Here is an 18,361-nt window from a genome sequence, read left to right as displayed (position 1 = left end):
ATTGCTTAATGACGAACGAAGATTCTTCCGCCGCTGCGACCGCTTCCCGGAGGGCAAAGCCCCTTCTTCTCATGATTCTGGATGGCTGGGGCTACAGTGCCGAAAACCGGGGTAACGCCATAGCCCAAGCCAAGATAGCCAATTTCCGCAGGCTGGAGGAGAACTACCCGCGAACCCTTCTCGCCGCCTCGGGGACGGCTGTCGGTTTGCCGGCCGGGCAGATGGGAAATTCGGAAGTAGGCCACTTGAACATTGGGGCCGGACGGGTCGTTTATCAGGAACTGACGCGTATTTTTAAAGCCATCGCCGAGGGCGGGCTGAGTAAAAATCCGGTGCTCCGGGAAGCCATGCAAGGGGCCAAAACCTCCGGGAAAGCCCTGCACCTCATGGGTCTGGTTTCCGACGGGGGCGTGCATTCCCATATTGAACATTTGTTTGCTCTCTTGGACATGGCCAAGGAGTTGGGGCTGAGCGAGATCTACATCCACGCTTTCCTGGACGGGCGGGATGTCTTGCCTCAGAGCGCCAAAGATTACTTGGGGCGGTTGGAGAATAAACTTCGTCAACTGGGTGTCGGCAGGATTGCCAGTGTCAGCGGCCGCTACTATGCTATGGATCGTGACCACCGCTGGGAGAGGGTGGAGAAAGGTTACCGGGCTCTCGCTTCAGGCATGGGCGAAACGGCCGCCGGGGCTCTGGCCGCGGTGGACAAGTCTTACGACAAGCGGGTAACGGATGAATTTGTCGAGCCCACGGTTATCCTGGATGCCCAGGGAGACCCTGTCGGGAAAATTAAAGAGGGCGACAGTGTTATCTTTTTCAATTTCCGGGCGGACCGGGCCCGTGAGCTTACCCGGGCGTTTGTTGACGAAACTTTCACCGGCTTCGACCGGGGCGCACACCCCCGGGTGCATTTCGTCTGTCTGACGGAATATGATGTGACGATTCAGGCGCCGGTGGCGTTTCCGCCCCAGAACCTGGAGAAAACTTTGGGTGAGGTCTTGTCACGGGAAGGGATTAAACAGTTGCGCATCGCGGAAACGGAAAAGTACGCCCATGTCACTTTCTTTTTTAACGGCGGTGTTGAGCAGCCAATGCCGGGAGAGGAACGCTGCTTGATCCCGTCCCCGAAAGTGCCCACCTATAACCTGCAGCCGGAAATGAGCGCTCCCGAGGTGACGCGGGAACTCCTCCGGCGCTTGGAGGAAAATTTGTACGACGTCATCATTTTGAATTTCGCCAACCCGGATATGGTCGGACACACGGGCGTCTTTGACGCCACGATTCAGGCGCTGGAAGCCGTGGACCGTTGTATCGGGGATATTGAGCAAGTTGTCCGCCGGCAGGGAGGAACTCTCTTGATTACGGCAGATCATGGGAATGCGGAAGCTAAGATTGACCTGGAAACAGGATTGCCGTTGACCGCGCATACGACCAACCCGGTGCCGTTTATTTTAGTGGATGAACGCTATCGCGGCCGGTCCCTGCGCGAAGGAGGGGCCCTGTGCGATATCGCCCCCACGATTCTGGAACTGCTCCGTATTTCCCAGCCCCCCGAGATGACGGGCAAATCGCTGCTCGCTTAGCCGTTTGGGGACAAGGGTCTTGGTCAGTCGTTTTCCCGCTTCGGGGACTCTTGTCGGTTCCGAACGAGAGTTGCACGCTCAAGACCTGTGGTGCGGAATTTGTCCGAAATGGCACCGGGCAGGCTCCGACGGTCTTGGGGGTTGCGCGAAACGGAAGGAAAAAAGGAAATAGAAAGGGGATTTACTGATGAGTGAAATTAGTGATGTTTACGCCAGGGAGATCTTGGATTCCCGCGGCAACCCAACCATTGAGGTTGATGTGACTCTGGAGGACGGTTCCCTGGGCAGGGCCGCTGTTCCCTCGGGTGCTTCGACGGGTGCTTTCGAGGCGGTGGAATTGCGTGACGGCGACAAGTCGCGCTACTTGGGCAAAGGGGTCCTGACGGCTGTAGAAAATGTTAACAATATCATCGGCGCTGAAGTCGAAGGAATGAATGCTTTCGATCAGCCGGCTTTGGATCAGGCTTTGCTGGAGTTGGACGGGACGGAAAACAAAGGCAAATTGGGGGCCAACGCCATCTTGGGCGTGTCTCTGGCCGCAGCCAAGGCGGCGGCCGAATCCGTCGGTCTGCCCCTTTATCAGCATTTGGGCGGAGTCAATGCCAAGGAGTTGCCCGTTCCTATGATGAACATCCTAAATGGGGGCAAGCATGCCGACAACAATGTCGACATCCAGGAATTCATGGTGATGCCGGTGGGGGCCGCTAATTTTGCCGAAGCTTTGCGCATGGGCGCGGAAGTGTATCATGCCTTAAAAGCGGTGCTGAAAGAAAAGAGCTTAGCGACAGGGATCGGTGACGAAGGCGGCTTTGCCCCGAACCTCAACTCCAATGCCGACGCCCTGATGGCGATTGTCGACGCGATCGAGAGGGCGGGCTATGAGCCCGGCAAGCAAATCGCTTTGGCCATTGATACCGCCGCCACGGAACTTTACCGGGACGGTATCTACAACCTAGCCGGAGAAGGAGTCAAAAAGACTTCGGCCGAGATGGTCGCTTATTATGAGAAGTTGGTTCAGGATTATCCCATCGTTTCGATCGAGGACGGCTTGGCCGAAGAAGACTGGGAGGGCTGGCGCCTTCTGACGGAACGGCTGGGAGACAAAATTCAGTTGGTCGGAGACGATCTGTTTGTCACGAATCCGAAACGCCTGGCCCGAGGGATCAAAGAGAAGTGTGCCAACTCCATTTTGATTAAGCTCAACCAGATCGGAACTTTAACGGAGACCCTTGACTGCATCGAGATGGCCAAACGGGCCGGGTACACCGCCGTGGTCTCACACCGCTCCGGGGAAACCGAAGACGTGACCTTGGCCCATGTCGCGGTGGCCACCAATGCCGGGCAAATCAAAACCGGTGCTCCCGCCCGGACGGAACGGGTGGCGAAGTACAATGAATTACTCCGGATCGAAGAGGAACTCGGGGAGAGCGCCGTTTATCGCGGTCGGGCGGTCCTGGCGCGCTAAAGCGCGCTAAAGCGCGCTAAAGCAGCCTCTCTTGAGTTTTGGCCCGGCCTGTGCTAAAATAGCCGTGTTGTACACTGGGAACAAAGGGCTTATGTTGAGGAGGTGAGATTTAACTTGGTAAAAGGTATTTTAATCGTCATCCTTCTCCTGAGCTCCATTGGTTTGATTGCCACGATTCTGCTGCAATCCGGACGCAGCGCCGGACTCTCGGGTGCTATTTCCGGTGCCGGGGAGGCATTTTTCGGCAAGAAGAAAGGCATGGATGAATTATTCGGGAAGTTGAGCATCGGGTTCGCGGTTGTGTTCTTTTTGAGTTCGCTGGCGGTGTCTTTTCTGAAATAGTGTTGGCGCCCCGCTAGCCTTCGTCAAGGCGCGGGTGGGGCAGAGATTGTTAACGGAACGGCTTGGAGAAATGAGGGCACCTGGCAGAAGGGTGCCCTTCTCTGCAGCTTAAAACGTAAGGGTCCGGATACGATTAGGCGCAGGGATCTGGATACGATAGACTAGGGAAAAAATTTATCACCAACTACAATTGCTTTCGCACTCTCAGACTGCCAAAGGCTTGAGCGTGGCAATTGATTGTGACAGGAAAGACTCCGAGTGGACTCATGTCCGGAGTTCCGATCTAGATATTGGGTAAGCGAAAGAGAGGGGAAGGGGTCCTTCCTCCCTGATTGAAATCGGGAAGTATTCGGGCCCCTAGGAGTATGAAGCCGGAGCCGCGTTTGCTGGAGGCCTTTTATCACGAAGGAAATGACGATTTAGGTTGTCTTTTGCTGCACGGGTTCACCGGTTCTCCTTCGGAGATGCGCTTTTTGGGGGAGAAGTTGGCTGCTTACGGCTGGACGGTTAATGGCATAATGCTATCCGGGCACGGGACGACTCCGGAGGATATGGTTCGTACCGGCTGGAAAGACTGGGCTCGGGATGCCGAAGCGGGGGTGAGGGGCCTGCGGCGGCATTGCAGCCGGGTAGCGGCCATAGGGTTATCGATGGGCGGGCTTTTATCCGTCTACTTGGCGGAGAAGGGTTTGGTTGATGCGGTTATATCCATGAATACACCCATGGTTTTGCAGGATTGGCGCGCGCGTTTGGCTGGCTTAGCCAAGCCCTTCGTCCATTATGTGGCAAAGGCTGAGGTATCCGGCAGGCTGGCCGCCGAGCGTTTTGCCTACGGGAAGATCCCGCTGCGGCCGCTGGATTCCTTGAACAAGGCTGTGCCCGGGGTGCGCAGGAAGTTGGGACTGGTTCGTTGCCCCGTTCTGGTCATGCAAAGCAGACGGGACAAAACTGTCTCACCGCGAAGTGCCGACATTCTCTGGCGCGGACTGTCCGGAGCCCGAACCGAGCGGATTTTTTGGGAAAATTCCGGCCATATATTGACGCTCGGGCCCGAACGGGAAGCGGTTGCCTTGGAAACGGCCCGTTTTCTGCAGACCATGCTGGGGGCGGGCTGAGTCACCCGGCACCCGGATCGGGGCGGAGAAGCACCGGGCGCAAGCGTAGGGCCGGCGGGGTAGGCTCCCGGGCGCCGGCTGCGCAGGAGCCGTGGGCTTTCCGGGCGGAGAGAAGAGAAATTTGTCCGTTAAGGAAAGAGGTTTAGAGGACGATGTTAAGTAGGAATGAATCATACTCAGAACTGCAAAAATATGTACAGAACCGGAATTTACTTAAGCATATGCTTTCGACTGAGGCGGTCATGCTGCGTCTGGCCGGACATTTTGGCGAAGACCCGGAGGTGTGGGGTTTGGCGGGTCTGCTCCATGACATTGATTATGAAGAGACGAAAGATCAACCGGAAGTGCATGGGTTGAAAGGTGCCGAAGTTTTGGCCGAACTCGGTTTTCCGGAAGAGATGACACGGGCGGTCAAGGCGCACAACGAACGGTTGGGCGTAGCCCGCGAATCTCTCCTGGAAAAAGCACTCTATGCCACCGACCCCCTCACCGGACTCATCGTGGCTGGGGCGCTTATCCGCCCGGAGAAGAAGCTCGCTGCTATTGACGTGCCATTCTTGCGCAAGCGCTTTGACGAAAAGTCTTTTGCCCGCGGCGCCAAGAGAGAGCAGATTCTGGCCTGTGACGAATTGGGTTTGACCCTGGAAGAGTTCTTGGGTTTGGGTTTGGAAGCGATGCAAGGAATTGCGGAGGAACTGGGATTATAAGAGGTTCCGCGTTTCCAGCCAGGGTCAAATCGTCGGGGATGCCGGGGGCTCTGAACAAGGCTTATTAAAGAAAGTTCCCTATTTCTCCCGACCGGGTGAGCCCCCGAGCGAACGTAAAAGTGATCTGAACCAAGGAATAGAGGTAAGGGACATGGCTGACGGGATAAAAATTGTCGCCGAAAACCGCAAAGCGTTTCACGACTACTTTGTCGAAGAGCGTTTGGAGGCGGGGATCATCCTAACCGGAACCGAGATTAAGTCCGTTCGCAACGGGCGGGTGAATTTGCGAGACAGCTACGCGCGGATCGATAACGGGGAAGTATGGCTTTATCAAATGCATGTCAGTCCGTATGAACAAGGCAACCGCTTCAATCACGATCCCTTGCGCAAGCGCAAGCTCCTGCTCAACCGTTCGGAAATTACCAAACTCTTCGGCCGCCTGCAGCTCCAGGGCTTGACGCTCATTCCTCTGAAAGTCTATCTGAAGAGAGGAATGGCCAAGGTTGAACTCGGCGTCGGCCGGGGGAAGAAAAACTATGACAAGCGCCAGGACATGGCCGAGCGTGATGCCAAGAGAGAGATTGAGCGGAATCTACGCGGCAAAAACCACTATTCATGAGCCCCTCCGGTAGGTGGGAGTTTCAACCGTAAAGATATTGCTCAATCCGGAAAAAGCTTCCGCGGTCTTATGTAGCCCCGGAAGCCTTTGTCATATGCTCGTATGTGCTTGTAAAATATGTGCTCTCTATTTTTGTTCAAGTGCTCTTCGGTACTGTGAGGGTGGCATCCCCTTTTTTCGTTGAAAGTCCGTGCGCAATTTCCGTTGTAGTCCGCACCGCAAGCCGGGACCGGAATCCCGCCGGCGAGCGAAAGCCCATTAACAAAGCCCCAAGGATGATGACGACGACCGAAACGGCGTTCGATACTAACGAGGTCAGGACATGCCCCCACAGTACGGTCGAATGGGCATGATGGTTACTGTGACGATGGCTGGGCTGTACCCCTTACCCCTATATAACAGTAACCGTCGCCAAATCGGCCTTCAGGCCTTTGAGCGCGGCATAGGTCAGCTTGTCTATCTGGGCGCCGTCAAAGCAGATAGTTTTAATCGCCCGGTAATATTTCTTGGACCAGGTATAGGGTGAAAGGAAAGATACATTTTTAAGTGTCGCGTCTTTAAAAGAAATGTCATTCAGCGCCGCCTTGTCAAACTTAACACCGATGAAGGTCTGCCCGTCAAGGGCCAGCCCCCGCAGGTCGGCATATTTGAAGTTCACCCCGTTAAAGCTGCAGTTTTCAAAGATCGTCTTTGTCAGGTCGACCATGGTGAGCTTAACGTCGATTAGGTTTACACCCATGAATTTTGCTCCGCCTAGGTCCGACGCGTTAATGTTCGTGTGTACAAGGGTGGATTGACGAAAACTCGCGTCCCTCAGGTCACAAGCGGCTAGGCTGCAGCCGGTGAGGTTGGCGGCGTCAAAGTTAGCTTCACGTACATCACTGGCATAAAATGAGCTGCCGGTCAAGTCTGCGCTCGCAAAGTCGGAGCCACGCAAGGCACTTGCCTTAAAACGCACTTTGTGTGCGACAACGCCGGCCAAGTCACTCTCTGCCAGATTGCTGGCGCTGAAGTTTGTCAGTACCTCTTGCTCCGGCGGGTTGGAGAGGTTGGCGACCTCTTTTACCGTTTGCTCGATGTCACCGATGCTTTCAATGGTTATCGTGAAAGCCGTTTCATCATCCTTGCCCTCGGCTTTGAGTTCACGGAAGCGTTCCTGCAGATCGCAGAGCAGGTCTGTCCTCAATTCGGCGATGCTCTTTACCCCTTCGTAGGGCGCAAAGACGCCGTTCAAGTAATTTGCCAATTTCTCATTCATGACCTCACATCTCCTCATAACAAGTTATCAAGCACGCGCTTGGCGTACTCCCAATTGCCTTTGTTGCGGGCATAAACAACTTTACCTTGCTCGGTAATCCTAAAGTACTTACGCCGACCGCCCTGCGACTCATCGCCCCAATACCACTCGATATCGCCCTCGTGCTCAAGACGTTTTACGCTTGAATACATGGTCGCTTCTTTGAGTTCATATTCACCGCCGGAGTTTTGATTAATGAGTTTTACAATCTCATAGCCGTAACGGTCTCTTTCGAGCAAAAGCTTTAGTATCATAGTGTCGGTATGACCTCTCAGCAAATCAGATGTTATCTTGTTTTCCGTCGCAAACTCACCTCCGTGACTGCAGAATACATCAAACTACTATGTCTGTCAAGGTAGTACTTCTGTGAAAGAGCGCATCTTTTCCCATGAGTTTCATCTGTTTTGTAATATGCGACTGACTCTCCCTCTTGCTCAGGAGCCGCGTGTGATATGTCGCGAATGGCGTGACTGTAAGACGATGTTCTTTTTGGTAAAGCCGACAAAGAGTTCCACTAGCATTTTTTAAAAAATGTGTTATACTGAGTGTGTCAAAAAAATACGGGGGCGTTTTAGACTCGCTCGGGGAAGCGGTGACAAAAGTCGCGCGTCGAGATTCCACCTGGTCTCGTTAAACGGTGGACCTTTTTAATTGCCAACGATAATTACGCTTTAGCTGCTTAATTGCCGCTAACATCCTGCCTCACGGCCTGCGGTGAGGGGTCAGGGTGTCAAATAGCAGGACTGCTCTAATGCCAATGCTCGGAGGTATTAGCTAAGATTATCGAGCTAGCCTCGACCGAATCCCGCCTTTGGGAGTCATAAGGGGCGAAACTTTAAATACAAAGGCTACACGCGTAGACGCTTTTGTGGTCGCTCTTCGATACAGGGGTGCAAGTCCCCTCGCCTCCACCATTGAAGCACCTAACAAATACTTCGATATGCGAATCGCCACCATCGCTGTCATGAACAATGACTTTAACAACATATTCCTGCATGACCTGCTTATTGTCCTCATCTGTCGAGGAGAAAAGGAGGTTTTTCTTTTCCTCAAGAATTCTAATGACCGTTGATTCCTCAATGGTCTGCATAGATTGAATAATCTTTATCTGTTGAAACTGGGATTCGTTTGTTGAAGCAAATAGTAGAATTCAAGCTGGAAGTCGGGAACGATAACGGGAATTCCGAGCACGATCTGGTTATTAACGGAGCAACCATTCAGCAGCCAAACGTATTGGCAAAAATTTGCGACTTACCCATGATGGACGCGCTTGACCCGGGGTATGTCGCGCAAAATATCCATAAGGTCTTTCATTGGCTCTTGAACAGTATCGAATCGTTTTGTTCTTCCGGCATCAATATCAGCCTGGGCTTCCCGTTCACCGGCTTGCCATTCTTCCGACCAGAACCATTTACGTTGCCGATTTTGCCGTACAACATCCCGATGGGCACACCGAAGTCGAAGATACCAAAAGCCATGCAATGGAAGTCTTCCGGATCAAGCGGAAACTGTTCGAAGCGCGGTATTCGAATCTGGAACTCAAGATCATCTAACGGCTGGCGGCAACAAACGACCGTTCAATAGCTAAAGATTCTCTCTCTCAAAGTTCAATGCTGCAATCATGCGCTAACGCTTGCAATATCGTTTGCGGTGTTGGTCTTGTCTATACTCAAAGTCGCGAAGGACTTCATGGAAAAGCAAAAGTAGCCCTACCCTTGCACGGAAGCTACTTTTGCTTTTAGTGCCACCTATGAGCCGCACATCCTGCGGTTTCGTTGTACTGGGAGCGCGGGATATTGGCAGTATCTCGCGTTCTCTTTGCCCATATTATACCGCAAAGTCAAGCCGTTATGCAACAGGAGGCAAAGGACGTAAAACAAACGCTCCTTTAATTCTTTTTGCTGCCATATCAGCAGGATTTTCGACGAGACTATAGAATCAGTCAGGAATAACGAAAGTGTGGCTCAGAAACACCCACCGTTGTCAGGGAATGTCGGTGGTGAGATGGATGGCGCAACTGTATCTGCATAGAATTAATGGAGGTTAAGGCCAAGGAATGTCAATTTCCAAAGGAGTATTTTTATATGTTTAAGAAAAGTGCTATCTTGTTTTTTTGCCTGGTAGTTAGTATAACAGGTTGCTCTGCTAGTACTCCCGAACTGAAATCAATTCTGAATAAACCGAAATCGACTTCAAGCATAAGCATAAAGAAGCCAACTCCCGTCGTGAAGAAGTCAACTCCAAACGTAAATAATAATCACTCAAATACTGCCGCCGCTGCGGCACCTGACTGGGTTCACATGTTTAACGAGCAAAACGGCTATGGCGAGTCCCTTAACCAACCAGTTATGGTTACTTCCAACGGCGGTAAAACATGGATTAACGTAACACCCCTGAAGGGCGTAAGTGTCCCTGATATAAATGTCTCTGGTTATTTCCTGAATGCACAAATCGGTTGGGCTTTTAAAGTTCAGCGAGATAAAAGTCTTACCGTCTTTGGCACACATGATGGCGGCCAATCTTGGTCCCAACTTGCAACTGTTCCGATCAAATACGGTGATGGCGGTTGGTTCGTCGCCTTTTCTGATGCGCAGCACGGGTGGTTTGAAGAGGAAACCGCAGGGATGCACACGGCGTTGTCCGGCGAACTGTTTGCCACGAGCGACGGCGGCAAAACCTGGCAGCGGGTGGCTTCAGTCAGCTATAAATACAAATTCGATAAGGCTAATGACTGGGTTCCCGTCCATCAGGGCAACCTTCCCTTCACTGGCTCACTCTCGGCCCAAAAAGATGGCACTCTCTGGCTTATCGGTGCGGGAATCCAAAAGAGTACGGATGGCGGCAGAACTTGGTCTCCAGAGGATCTGCCCCTATTGGCTAACCAGAAGACGGAAGACATTTCTACACCGGTATTCTTTGGGAATAGCGACGGCGTAATTATCGTACAGTTCAAAGGAGGCAATTGGGTTCTGTACACTACTCGCGACGGTGGCCGGACGTGGTCATTCCATAAGTTTCCTCTTGTATTACGTGGTTCCGGTGTAGTTTATAACTTCATCAGCAATCGAGAAGGATGGATGATCAATAACGGCGATGGGCCTAAACCCGCCGGTAAAGTTCTATACGTCACACAAGATGGCGGACATAGTTGGCAGACAATCCCGATAAGCAATGCCTTGAAAAATAGATTTATCAAAGAAATGGACTTCGTGGACAGTAAGGTTGGCTGGATAACCTATAATCAAGGCACCGTACCAGGTCTGGCTAAGAGTACAAATGGCGGAATATCATAGGAAAGATTAAAATAGAAGGTGGTATTTCGAAATGATTTTTCGAATACCACCTTACCTTAGTTCAGGATCCGCTCCCTTTTTCAACGGCGAATCGTCGATCCACGCGGGCGTAAGCCCTGGGATCCCGTCATACCTGTCAGCCCCGTTTTTCGGACACGGACGCTAAGGTGGGGTGCTAACGGATCAAGGTCATATGCTCGGTCGCGACCGAAACTTCAGTAACAAGTAAAGGAGACAGAAAATACTATGTATCAATTATCGGTTGCTAATGGTGCTTCAGTTAATCTTAATTTTCCGATTTATGTTTCAAACATGTATTCTAATAAGTACAATAAATCACCTTTAAAAATGAAATTTCCATACTTGCCTATTTCTTGCGAAGGCCTCTTAGAAGAAGTAAAACATCGTATATCTAAAATGTGGAACGACTTTGTCGCAGATGACAACCCTAATATTAATAGTCCATTTGCACATTGGGATCAGCTACATATGCAAAAAGAATTGTACCGAAAGTTGTTTAAAGACAATAGTGAAGGTAGTACTAGATTCCTTGAGGTATGGAACTCATTTATCATTTGGTGGACCAGCCAAGGGGATTATATTATTAACCTCACAACTGATGATGCAGTACCAATAATTGCAAAAAAGGTTAAAGAAAGATATTATGAAAGAGATACAGAGCAATCTCCATGTGGCCTTTTCATATACAAATAGTGTATGATATTATCCCAGATGGCTTGATAAATAAAGGAATGGGCTTAATTATAGAGCCATTAGAAAATTTCATGTTTTTCTCGACTAATGGGAAGGACTCACATTCAGCCTCTGGCGGTATGCGCGTACCCTCCAGCCGACCCCCGTGGCAATTCTTGTAGCGATTCTCAGCGGGTTTGCTTCGATTACCGAAACTCAGGCCAGGCCCCAACTCGTATCCTACCTTTTCTTCGCCTGGGCACTTCTGGCCATAGAAAAAGCCCGTCATCCCGGCCTACAACGAGGAAACGGTCGTTCAAACGTGCTATGAACGCGTGGCAAGCGTTCTCTGGGACACGAAATATGCCTACGAAATCCTTTTTGTCGATGATGGCAGTACGGACAGTACCCCGGATATTCTTGATGCATTGATGGATCCGCACGTAAAGGTCATTCACCTGGCCCGCAACTTCGGGCAGCAAATCGCCATCACTGCCGGGCTGGATGCGGCCACCGGGGATGCCATCATCATCCTGGATGCCGACATGCAGGACCCGCCCGAACTCATCCCGCAAATGCTCGGGGAATGGGAAAAAGGAGCGCACATTGTCTATGGGCGGCGCCTCAGCCGAGAAAGAGAAACCTGGCTCAAAAAAAGCACGGCAAAGCTCTATTACCGGCTGCTCAACCGCATAACGGATACAAGTCTCCCGCTGGATGCCGGGGACTTCCGGCTCATGGACCGCCAAGTTGTAGTCGTACTTCGCCGGATGCGCGAACACAACCGCTACCTCCGGGGAATGAGTGCCTGGGTCGGATTACGTTATCAATCTAGGGACACTATGCGTAGTAACAAGAAACATCTAAAGAAGTGTTGGCCCTCATGCCAACACTTCTTTGTTTTGCTAAATTCTAATAACCAGGGTACCCGGGATAGACACAGCCGGGATAACCATAGCGATAACCTAAACCTGGGTAACCCCACCAATTGAGCCAATAGGGCCAGGTATATGCCAAGCCGAGTGTCGGCATCTCAAAACCTCCTTATAAGAAAATATGATAACGACAGAGTTTTATCCAAAGCGTAAGACTCCCATTTCTACAAGTGGGAGTGGGTCCCCCATACCCCGCTTCGCTGGGGGTAGACTCAGCCTTTGACCGTCACTGTCCACCGGACACTTTCGTCACCGAAGTCATCCTCACCGCACAAGTATTCTTTGAAAGCTTGCGGTTCGGCGATAGTGTCCACAGGACACTATCGTGATGTTCAGCTTAAGCTGAACGAGTTCACTAAGTGGGCAGCAGTGGAGAGAATCGTGCGAAGTAAAGACATAGAAGATAGAGCGGAGATTCACCGACTCCTACTCCGCCATATCCAAACATGGTTTCCCTCCTTCCGAAGTTTGTACTAAATGATGTGGTACAATGTACCATATTCCTATTGCCCAATTTTGGTTACAATTGAAAATCAATCACGTTAGAGTCCAAATAATACAGAAATTGAAGGGAAGCAGTGTCTTTGAACTCTACAAGCGGGTTAGAAGCCTGACATTTGACAACCTGCAGTCTGAGAAAGGGGACTAAGTGTTATATAACACGCAATAACCGGGAATGGAATAATTAGGATAGACAAATACCTAACTGGGCTGTAAAATATACAAGACAGGGTTCAGGACCACGTGAGGTATAACAGAAGGGGGCAGAAAAATGGGAAGACTCACAAAGTTCACAGGCAGGGAAGGAGGCAGAAAAAGAGGAAGACTTAAGAAGCTGGCCTCCGCGGGAGTGGCGGCGGGCTTGCTGCTGGTGACGGTCGTGACCGGCTGCGGGAGTCAAAATGTCGCCACCGGGCCGGCTCAGACCCAGGGGGCGACTACCCCGCAACGTGGGGGAACATTCATTAACTGGATGAAAGATGATCCGCGCTCACTTGACCCGGCCCATTGCGGAGATACACAGTCCTACGATATCCAGATGAACATCTACGACGGGCTCTTGACCTTCGATCAAAGCGGCAAGAAAGTTATCCCGGACTTGGCGGCGCAAATGCCGACCATCAGCAATAACGGCAAAACATATACCTTCGAACTGCGCAAAGGCATCAAGTTCCAAAACGGCGATCCCTTGACCGCGGATGATGTGGTCTATACCTTCAACCGGTTGGCCGCGAAGAGCACGGCTTCCGAGGGAGAAGGCTATTTCTCCATGATCAAAGGAATGGACGATGTCAATCAGGGAAAAGCCACGACAGTGAGCGGGGTGGTCAAGAAGGGCGATTATACGGTGGAATTTAATTTGAGCGCGCCGAACAGAACATTCCTTGACGTCATGGCTTTGCCCTATGCTTTCATTCTCGACAAAAAATACACCTCGGCTCTGCCCAACCAGGCGGATCTTTCCCTTAAGCCGATGGGTACCGGGCCGTTCAAGTTTGTAAGTTGGAAGAGAGGCCAAGAGATTAAGCTGGTTCGCAACCAGGACTATTTTATGAAGGATGCGGCCGGCCGCCGGCTGCCTTATCTCGACGGCATAACTTGGAAACTGGGTTATGACGAGTCTGTGGCTTTCCTGAAGTTCAAGAATAAGGAACAGGATTACACTTGGATTCCCGCGGCGGATTACGTGCAAGTTATGAACGATCCGGTACTTAAGAAAGATGTCGTTTCCATCGTTCAGAATGATTTCTGGTATTTCGCGGCCAATGAAAAAGTGAAACCGTTTGACAACAAGAAACTGCTCCTGGCTTTGGAGTACGGTATCGACAAGGAGGCGCTTCTGAAGCTCATCAACAACCGCGGTGTCATCGCCAACGGAATCCTGCCCCCCAACATGCCCGGGTACAAACAAAATCCCGCCGGTTTCAAGTATGACCTTGCCAAAGCGAAGAGTCTGATGGCGGAAGCGGGATATGCCAACGGCTTGCCCGGCGAATACCCGGTTATTTACAGGCAAAGTCAAATTACGAACACCTTAATGGTTAACATTCAGGCTCAGCTCGCCAAACTCGGCATCAAAGTTAAGCTGGATGCCGTACCGTTCCCGCAATATCTGGACGTCGTCACCCAAGGAAAGGCTACTCTCCTCTTGGGGCACTGGGCTCAAGATTACCCGGATCCAGATGATTTCCTCAATATCCTCTTCAATACTTCCCAGATTCCGTCAAATAATCTCCAATGCTACAGTAACCCCAAAGTTGATGCCCAGTTGAATCAGTTATGCCAGGAACCGGATCTTGAAAAGGCTATTCCCGGTTACCAGGCGGTTGAGAAGACCATTTTACAAGACGGGGCAGAGGTTCCGCTTTATCACGACAAAGCCGAGTATCTCTTACAGCCTTGGGTTCATGCTCAGTTGCATCCGGTTTTCCCGTATTTCTATTATTTGACTGCTTGGATCGACCAAAAGGCAGAAAAGCAGGCCACGGGAAAATAGTTTAGAACATGAAGGCGCGTGCGCGCATGGTGCGGTAAGAGGAAAAGGAAGGCCGTTAGGCTATTTTGAGTAAGGTGGGAAATGGAACCGTCCGCTAGGGCGGGAAAAACAAAAAGGGTGTCTCTAAAGCAGCACCCCCCGCGCTTTTTGCGCGGGGGGTGCTGACGTGAAGCGGCGATAGAGGGGAGCATCCATAATGGGAACCGACGGTTACGGTTGTTTAGGACGAGTATCGAATACTGAGCGAGCATGAGCAAGTATGAGCCCGTATGAAATACTGATCGAGTATGAAATACTGATCGAGTATCGCAAACAGGAGGAGAATTGTTGAATTTAACGCGACTAGGAGGCTGGGTCGGAAGCTCAGGAGTCGAGGTAGTTACTCACGACAAAGCGCACGATATCCCCCCGGCTAATGATACCCACCAGTTTCTTGTCCGCCACAACCGGGACCTTTTTGATTTTCTTATCGCCTAAGACCTTGGCAACTAGGTCAACTTCCAGGCTGGCCGGAACCGTGATAACCCGTTTGGTTGCGATTTCCATGACATTGCGGTTGAGAAGATTACCGATTTTCTCCTCGAAGGTCTCTGTGTCAACCCAGGAGGTTGTATAGGTCCCAAGATCAAAGAAGAATGTTCTTGGATCCCGGTAACCGATATTGCTCATGATGTCGCCGTCACTGATGAAACCGATAGGTTCGTTTTTGTCGTTGATGACCGGGACTCCGCTGATGCGATGATCGACAAACGCGCGCAGCACCGTCCTGACAGAGCTCTCCGAACTCACAGACACGACTTGATCGATCATGACTTCTTTCGCCGTAGTCAAAGTTCATCACCCCATATTCTGCTAATTTCTGTCTTCAATCTTAGCACAAAATGGCCTTTAGATCCAGGAATTAGCAGGATTCGGTGCTGCACTCATTTCCGGAAAGCTGACAAAGGTGCGCTTGACAAAGGTGCGCTTGACAAAGGTGCACTTGACAAAGGTGCACTTGACAAAGGTGCGCTTGACAAAGGTGCACTTGACAAAGGTGCGCTTGACAAAGGTGCGCTTGACAAAGGTGCACTTGACAAAGGTGCGCTTGACAAAAGTGCGCTTGACAAAAGTGCGCTTGACAAAGGTGCACTTGACAAAGGTGCACTTGACAAAGGTGCACTTGACAAAGGTGCACTTGACAAAGGTGCACTTGACAAAGGTGCACTTGACAAAGGTGCGCTTGACAAAAGTATGCTTGACAGAAGTATGCTTGACAGAAGTGCACTTAAGGAAGCGACCTGCCGGCTCTTCTCTACTTCAGGATCTCTCGAATGTTCAAGGTGACGTGATAAGTCTGCTCCGGGCCGTTGATAAACATGCCCAGGCGCTCGATGAAGTTAACCAGTTCGGAGGTGGTAAATTGCCTGTCGATATTGACCAGGTAGGATTCCTTCTCACTCGGCTGCGGGCGGAGCGGGGCCGCGGTCTCCGTAACCTCGGGCGGTTTAGGGTGTTTGTCCGAGCGCAGCCTGTCCAGATGCTCAACCGCTGCCGGCCCGACCAGAACGTTGTTTCCTCTGATTCTCACCACTTCGTATTTGCCGAAAAAGGAACTGACAGTGGCAGGTGAGCATTTCCAGGCATCGAGGATTTCCTGGTTCTTATGCAGCCTGCGCAGTTCGGCAGCGGCTTTTTGGGCATCTTTGAAATCCAAGGCATCGAAGTCCTCGCGCGCAGGTATTTCCCCCTTGACAATGCGTTCCAAGATATCCATCAGTTGAATCTCCCCTATCGTTGTAATATACAGAACCCCGGGATAAACCACGAGCCGTTTTTCAAACCCGGTCAAGCTTTCGCTTGGAGTTCGGACGGTTTCGTGCCTTCGCGTCCTCGATGCTCTGTGCAGTGCACCGCCGGCGGTGCGCTTTTTCTCCCGGATTTCACCTTGCAGAATCTGTTCAATGTTCTCACTCATAAAGAGTCACTCAAATCTCCCCTAGTCAAACCTCTTTCAAAATATTGCTCTGTCAGTTGCCCTTTGTTACAGAAATTGGCGTGGCTCCGCTCTACGCCCCAGAGCCATGACCATATTTTAGTACATTAGTCAGTTCCAGTCAAATCAAGGGCGAAAAGTGAACTCGTTCAGCTTACGCTGAACATCACGATAGTGTCCTGTGGACACTATCGCCGAACCGCAAGCTTTCAAAGAATACTTGTGCGGTGAGGATGACTTCGGTGACGATAGTCTCCGGTGGAGACTATCGCCGTAGGCACAGAGCGTGAAATTATGCTTTTGTGCCGAAGGATGGAGTCTACCCCCACCGAAGCGGGGTACGTGGGACCCACTCCCACTTGTAGAAGTGGGAGTCGTCTTACGTTTGGATAAACTCGAAGAATATAGCTTGACCCGAAAGTTTAGCCGCATGCCCGGATTATTACATATAAAGGGGGGCCGGAAGAAATACTAAAAGGAGCGGACGGCCCTCAGCGGCAGAGCTTCTTTCGTTGCCGGCTTCGGGCTTTCCGGAAGAAAGGGGCTGAGTGTAAAAGAACGGGTTGCGGCGTGGCCGCCGCAATACACCGTAAGCCGGGGCTGTGGCCGCCACTGTACGCAAACAGAGGGTTCCGGCGTGATGAGGGAAACGGGGGAATTTATGGCCGGCTTTCGGCGTTCCGACCGAGAACATGGAGGGTGTTAATTTGAAGCCGGGGGAAACACAAATGTCCGGGCGCCAGCTCTTCTTTCTGGTCTTCTGCACCGTGTTAGGCAGTGCCCTCTATGGGCTGCCGAACGGTCTCATTTATCAGGGCCGACAGGACGCCTGGCTGGACGTTTCGGCGGGGCTTGGCTTTGCCGTTATCATCGCCCTGGTTCTCTATATACTTGGTTCCAGGTATCCGAATCGCACTCTGTTTCAGTACGGTGAGACGATTTTAGGCAAATACCTGGGTAAGGTCATCGGGTTGATCTTTGCTATCTTCTTCCTAATGGTGGCAGCCGTCCTTTTACGTATCGAAGTGGACTTTCTGGTGGTGGCCCTCATGCCCGAGACCCCGCCACTGGTTTTCGCCCTGGCTTTTATGGCCGTCAGCACTTATGCGGTTACTTCCGGCGTGGAGGTGATCGGCAGGCTCGGCGAGCTGATTGGCCCTTTGCTCATTCTCGCTGTTGTGGGCATTCTGTTTTTTACCTTCAACATCATTCACCTCGAGAATTTGCTGCCCTTCTTTCAGGAAAACCCCGCTGAGGTGATAGGGCACAGCCTGCTGCCAGGGGGTTGGCTGGGATTCGTCATCATAGCGGGTGTATTGATGGCCTTTCAGAACGAACCGCGCCAAGCGCTTAAGCCGATCCTGGGGGGAACCCTCACAGCCGCTCTCCTGATCATTCTGGTGCTCTTCCAGTGTATCACAATTCTCGGGGTGAATGTTTCGATCCAGCAGATCTATCCTCTCTTTCGGGCCGTGCGCATGATTGAGATCGGGGACTTCTTTGAACGGCTGGATTCTATGGCTGGGATCGTTTGGACGGCGGGCGGCTTCCTGGCGATAGTTGCCTTCCATGAGTGTGCCGCGATCGGGGCCGCCCAATTATTCAAAATAAAAGGGAATGGCGGCAAGTGGGTCGCTTTGGTTGAGGGCTTGGCCATTCTCTTGCTTGGCCTTTTCATATTTCACGGCAGCGCGGACCGGTGGCAGTTCCTCCGCAGCGTTTTCCCCCTTTTGGCTTTGGCTGTGGAAATGCTTATCCCCATGCTCTTGCTGACGATCAGTGTTTGCAGGCACGGTTGGGGATTCCTGGGGCAGCGAAGCGGCGGCAAGTAGGTTTC

The 18,361-nt window shown here is 51.5% G+C and carries 16 protein-coding genes, 1 other RNA gene and 2 pseudogenes; 14 read left to right on the top strand and 5 right to left on the bottom strand.

Going from position 1 to position 18,361, the window contains the following annotated elements; genetic code table 11:
* Positions 1-8 precede the first annotated feature (8 nt).
* The 6 genes from gpmI to smpB all read left to right on the top strand — a co-directional run bounded on the left by gpmI (position 9) and on the right by smpB (position 5,834).
* The gene (gene gpmI / locus MNU25_RS01460) at positions 9-1,586 is read left to right on the top strand and encodes a 2,3-bisphosphoglycerate-independent phosphoglycerate mutase (protein WP_240983458.1); all 1,578 of its coding nucleotides are present in this window, start codon (positions 9-11) and stop codon (positions 1,584-1,586) included.
* 187 nt (positions 1,587-1,773) lie between these two features.
* Positions 1,774-3,051, top strand: a complete 1,278-nt coding sequence (gene eno, locus MNU25_RS01455) for a phosphopyruvate hydratase (protein WP_240983457.1) — start codon at positions 1,774-1,776, stop codon at positions 3,049-3,051.
* 114 nt (positions 3,052-3,165) lie between these two features.
* Entirely contained in the window at positions 3,166-3,393 is a 228-nt protein-coding gene (gene secG / locus MNU25_RS01450; protein WP_240983456.1) for a preprotein translocase subunit SecG, read from the top strand.
* Positions 3,394-3,758: 365 nt separating this feature from the next.
* A complete protein-coding gene (locus MNU25_RS01445) occupies positions 3,759-4,508 on the top strand; it encodes an alpha/beta hydrolase (protein ID WP_240983455.1) in 750 nt (249 codons plus the stop codon).
* Between the two features lie 152 nt (positions 4,509-4,660).
* Positions 4,661-5,215, top strand: a complete 555-nt coding sequence (locus tag MNU25_RS01440; protein ID WP_240983454.1) for an HDIG domain-containing metalloprotein — start codon at positions 4,661-4,663, stop codon at positions 5,213-5,215.
* Positions 5,216-5,366: 151 nt separating this feature from the next.
* Complete coding sequence (gene smpB / locus MNU25_RS01435; protein WP_240983453.1) at positions 5,367-5,834, top strand: SsrA-binding protein SmpB; 468 nt, start codon at positions 5,367-5,369, stop codon at positions 5,832-5,834.
* A 214-nt stretch (positions 5,835-6,048) separates the two neighbouring features.
* Here smpB and MNU25_RS01430 read toward each other — a convergent pair.
* From MNU25_RS01430 to MNU25_RS01420, 3 genes and pseudogenes are all read right to left on the bottom strand, one after another.
* Positions 6,049-6,183: pseudogene (locus tag MNU25_RS01430) on the bottom strand (ABC transporter permease); the annotation flags it as partial.
* A 42-nt stretch (positions 6,184-6,225) separates the two neighbouring features.
* The gene (locus MNU25_RS01425; protein ID WP_240983452.1) at positions 6,226-7,092 is read right to left on the bottom strand and encodes a pentapeptide repeat-containing protein; all 867 of its coding nucleotides are present in this window, start codon (positions 7,090-7,092) and stop codon (positions 6,226-6,228) included.
* A 14-nt stretch (positions 7,093-7,106) separates the two neighbouring features.
* Complete coding sequence (locus MNU25_RS01420) at positions 7,107-7,385, bottom strand: PadR family transcriptional regulator (RefSeq protein WP_240983451.1); 279 nt, start codon at positions 7,383-7,385, stop codon at positions 7,107-7,109.
* A 308-nt stretch (positions 7,386-7,693) separates the two neighbouring features.
* Between MNU25_RS01420 and ssrA the strand changes: the two genes are divergently transcribed.
* The 6 genes from ssrA (at position 7,694) to MNU25_RS01390 (ending at position 14,549) form a co-directional block, all read left to right on the top strand.
* Positions 7,694-8,045, top strand: a transfer-messenger RNA (tmRNA) gene (ssrA, locus tag MNU25_RS01415).
* A gap of 217 nt (positions 8,046-8,262) precedes the next feature.
* Positions 8,263-8,715, top strand: coding sequence for a hypothetical protein (locus tag MNU25_RS20775; protein ID WP_240983450.1), 453 nt, complete (start codon positions 8,263-8,265; stop codon positions 8,713-8,715).
* A 500-nt stretch (positions 8,716-9,215) separates the two neighbouring features.
* Positions 9,216-10,424, top strand: coding sequence for a WD40/YVTN/BNR-like repeat-containing protein (locus MNU25_RS01405; RefSeq protein ID WP_240983449.1), 1,209 nt, complete (start codon positions 9,216-9,218; stop codon positions 10,422-10,424).
* A gap of 246 nt (positions 10,425-10,670) precedes the next feature.
* Positions 10,671-11,138: a hypothetical protein gene (locus MNU25_RS01400; RefSeq protein WP_240983448.1), complete on the top strand. Its 468-nt coding sequence runs from the start codon at positions 10,671-10,673 to the stop codon at positions 11,136-11,138.
* Positions 11,139-11,404: 266 nt separating this feature from the next.
* Complete coding sequence (locus MNU25_RS01395) at positions 11,405-12,109, top strand: glycosyltransferase family 2 protein (protein WP_261486219.1); 705 nt, start codon at positions 11,405-11,407, stop codon at positions 12,107-12,109.
* A 715-nt stretch (positions 12,110-12,824) separates the two neighbouring features.
* Positions 12,825-14,549, top strand: coding sequence for an ABC transporter substrate-binding protein (locus MNU25_RS01390; RefSeq protein ID WP_240983446.1), 1,725 nt, complete (start codon positions 12,825-12,827; stop codon positions 14,547-14,549).
* A 363-nt stretch (positions 14,550-14,912) separates the two neighbouring features.
* On the opposite strand, the gene MNU25_RS01385 is transcribed toward MNU25_RS01390, so the two are convergent.
* Complete coding sequence (locus MNU25_RS01385; protein WP_240983445.1) at positions 14,913-15,380, bottom strand: CBS domain-containing protein; 468 nt, start codon at positions 15,378-15,380, stop codon at positions 14,913-14,915.
* 115 nt (positions 15,381-15,495) lie between these two features.
* Here MNU25_RS01385 and MNU25_RS20400 point away from each other — a divergent pair.
* Positions 15,496-15,810: pseudogene (locus tag MNU25_RS20400) on the top strand (pentapeptide repeat-containing protein); the annotation flags it as partial.
* A 33-nt stretch (positions 15,811-15,843) separates the two neighbouring features.
* On the opposite strand, the gene MNU25_RS01380 reads toward MNU25_RS20400, so the two are convergent.
* Positions 15,844-16,506, bottom strand: a complete 663-nt coding sequence (locus MNU25_RS01380; protein WP_240983444.1) for a hypothetical protein — start codon at positions 16,504-16,506, stop codon at positions 15,844-15,846.
* Positions 16,507-17,252: 746 nt separating this feature from the next.
* Between MNU25_RS01380 and MNU25_RS01375 the strand changes: the two genes are divergently transcribed.
* A complete protein-coding gene (locus MNU25_RS01375; protein WP_240983443.1) occupies positions 17,253-18,356 on the top strand; it encodes a GerAB/ArcD/ProY family transporter in 1,104 nt (367 codons plus the stop codon).
* The last annotated feature ends 5 nt before the right edge of the window (positions 18,357-18,361 follow it).

It is taken from the genome of Acididesulfobacillus acetoxydans (assembly GCF_902729405.1).
In the GTDB taxonomy this organism is placed as follows: domain Bacteria; phylum Bacillota; class Desulfitobacteriia; order Desulfitobacteriales; family Desulfitobacteriaceae; genus Acididesulfobacillus; species Acididesulfobacillus acetoxydans.
This window is presented reverse-complemented; position numbering and strand designations above follow the sequence as displayed.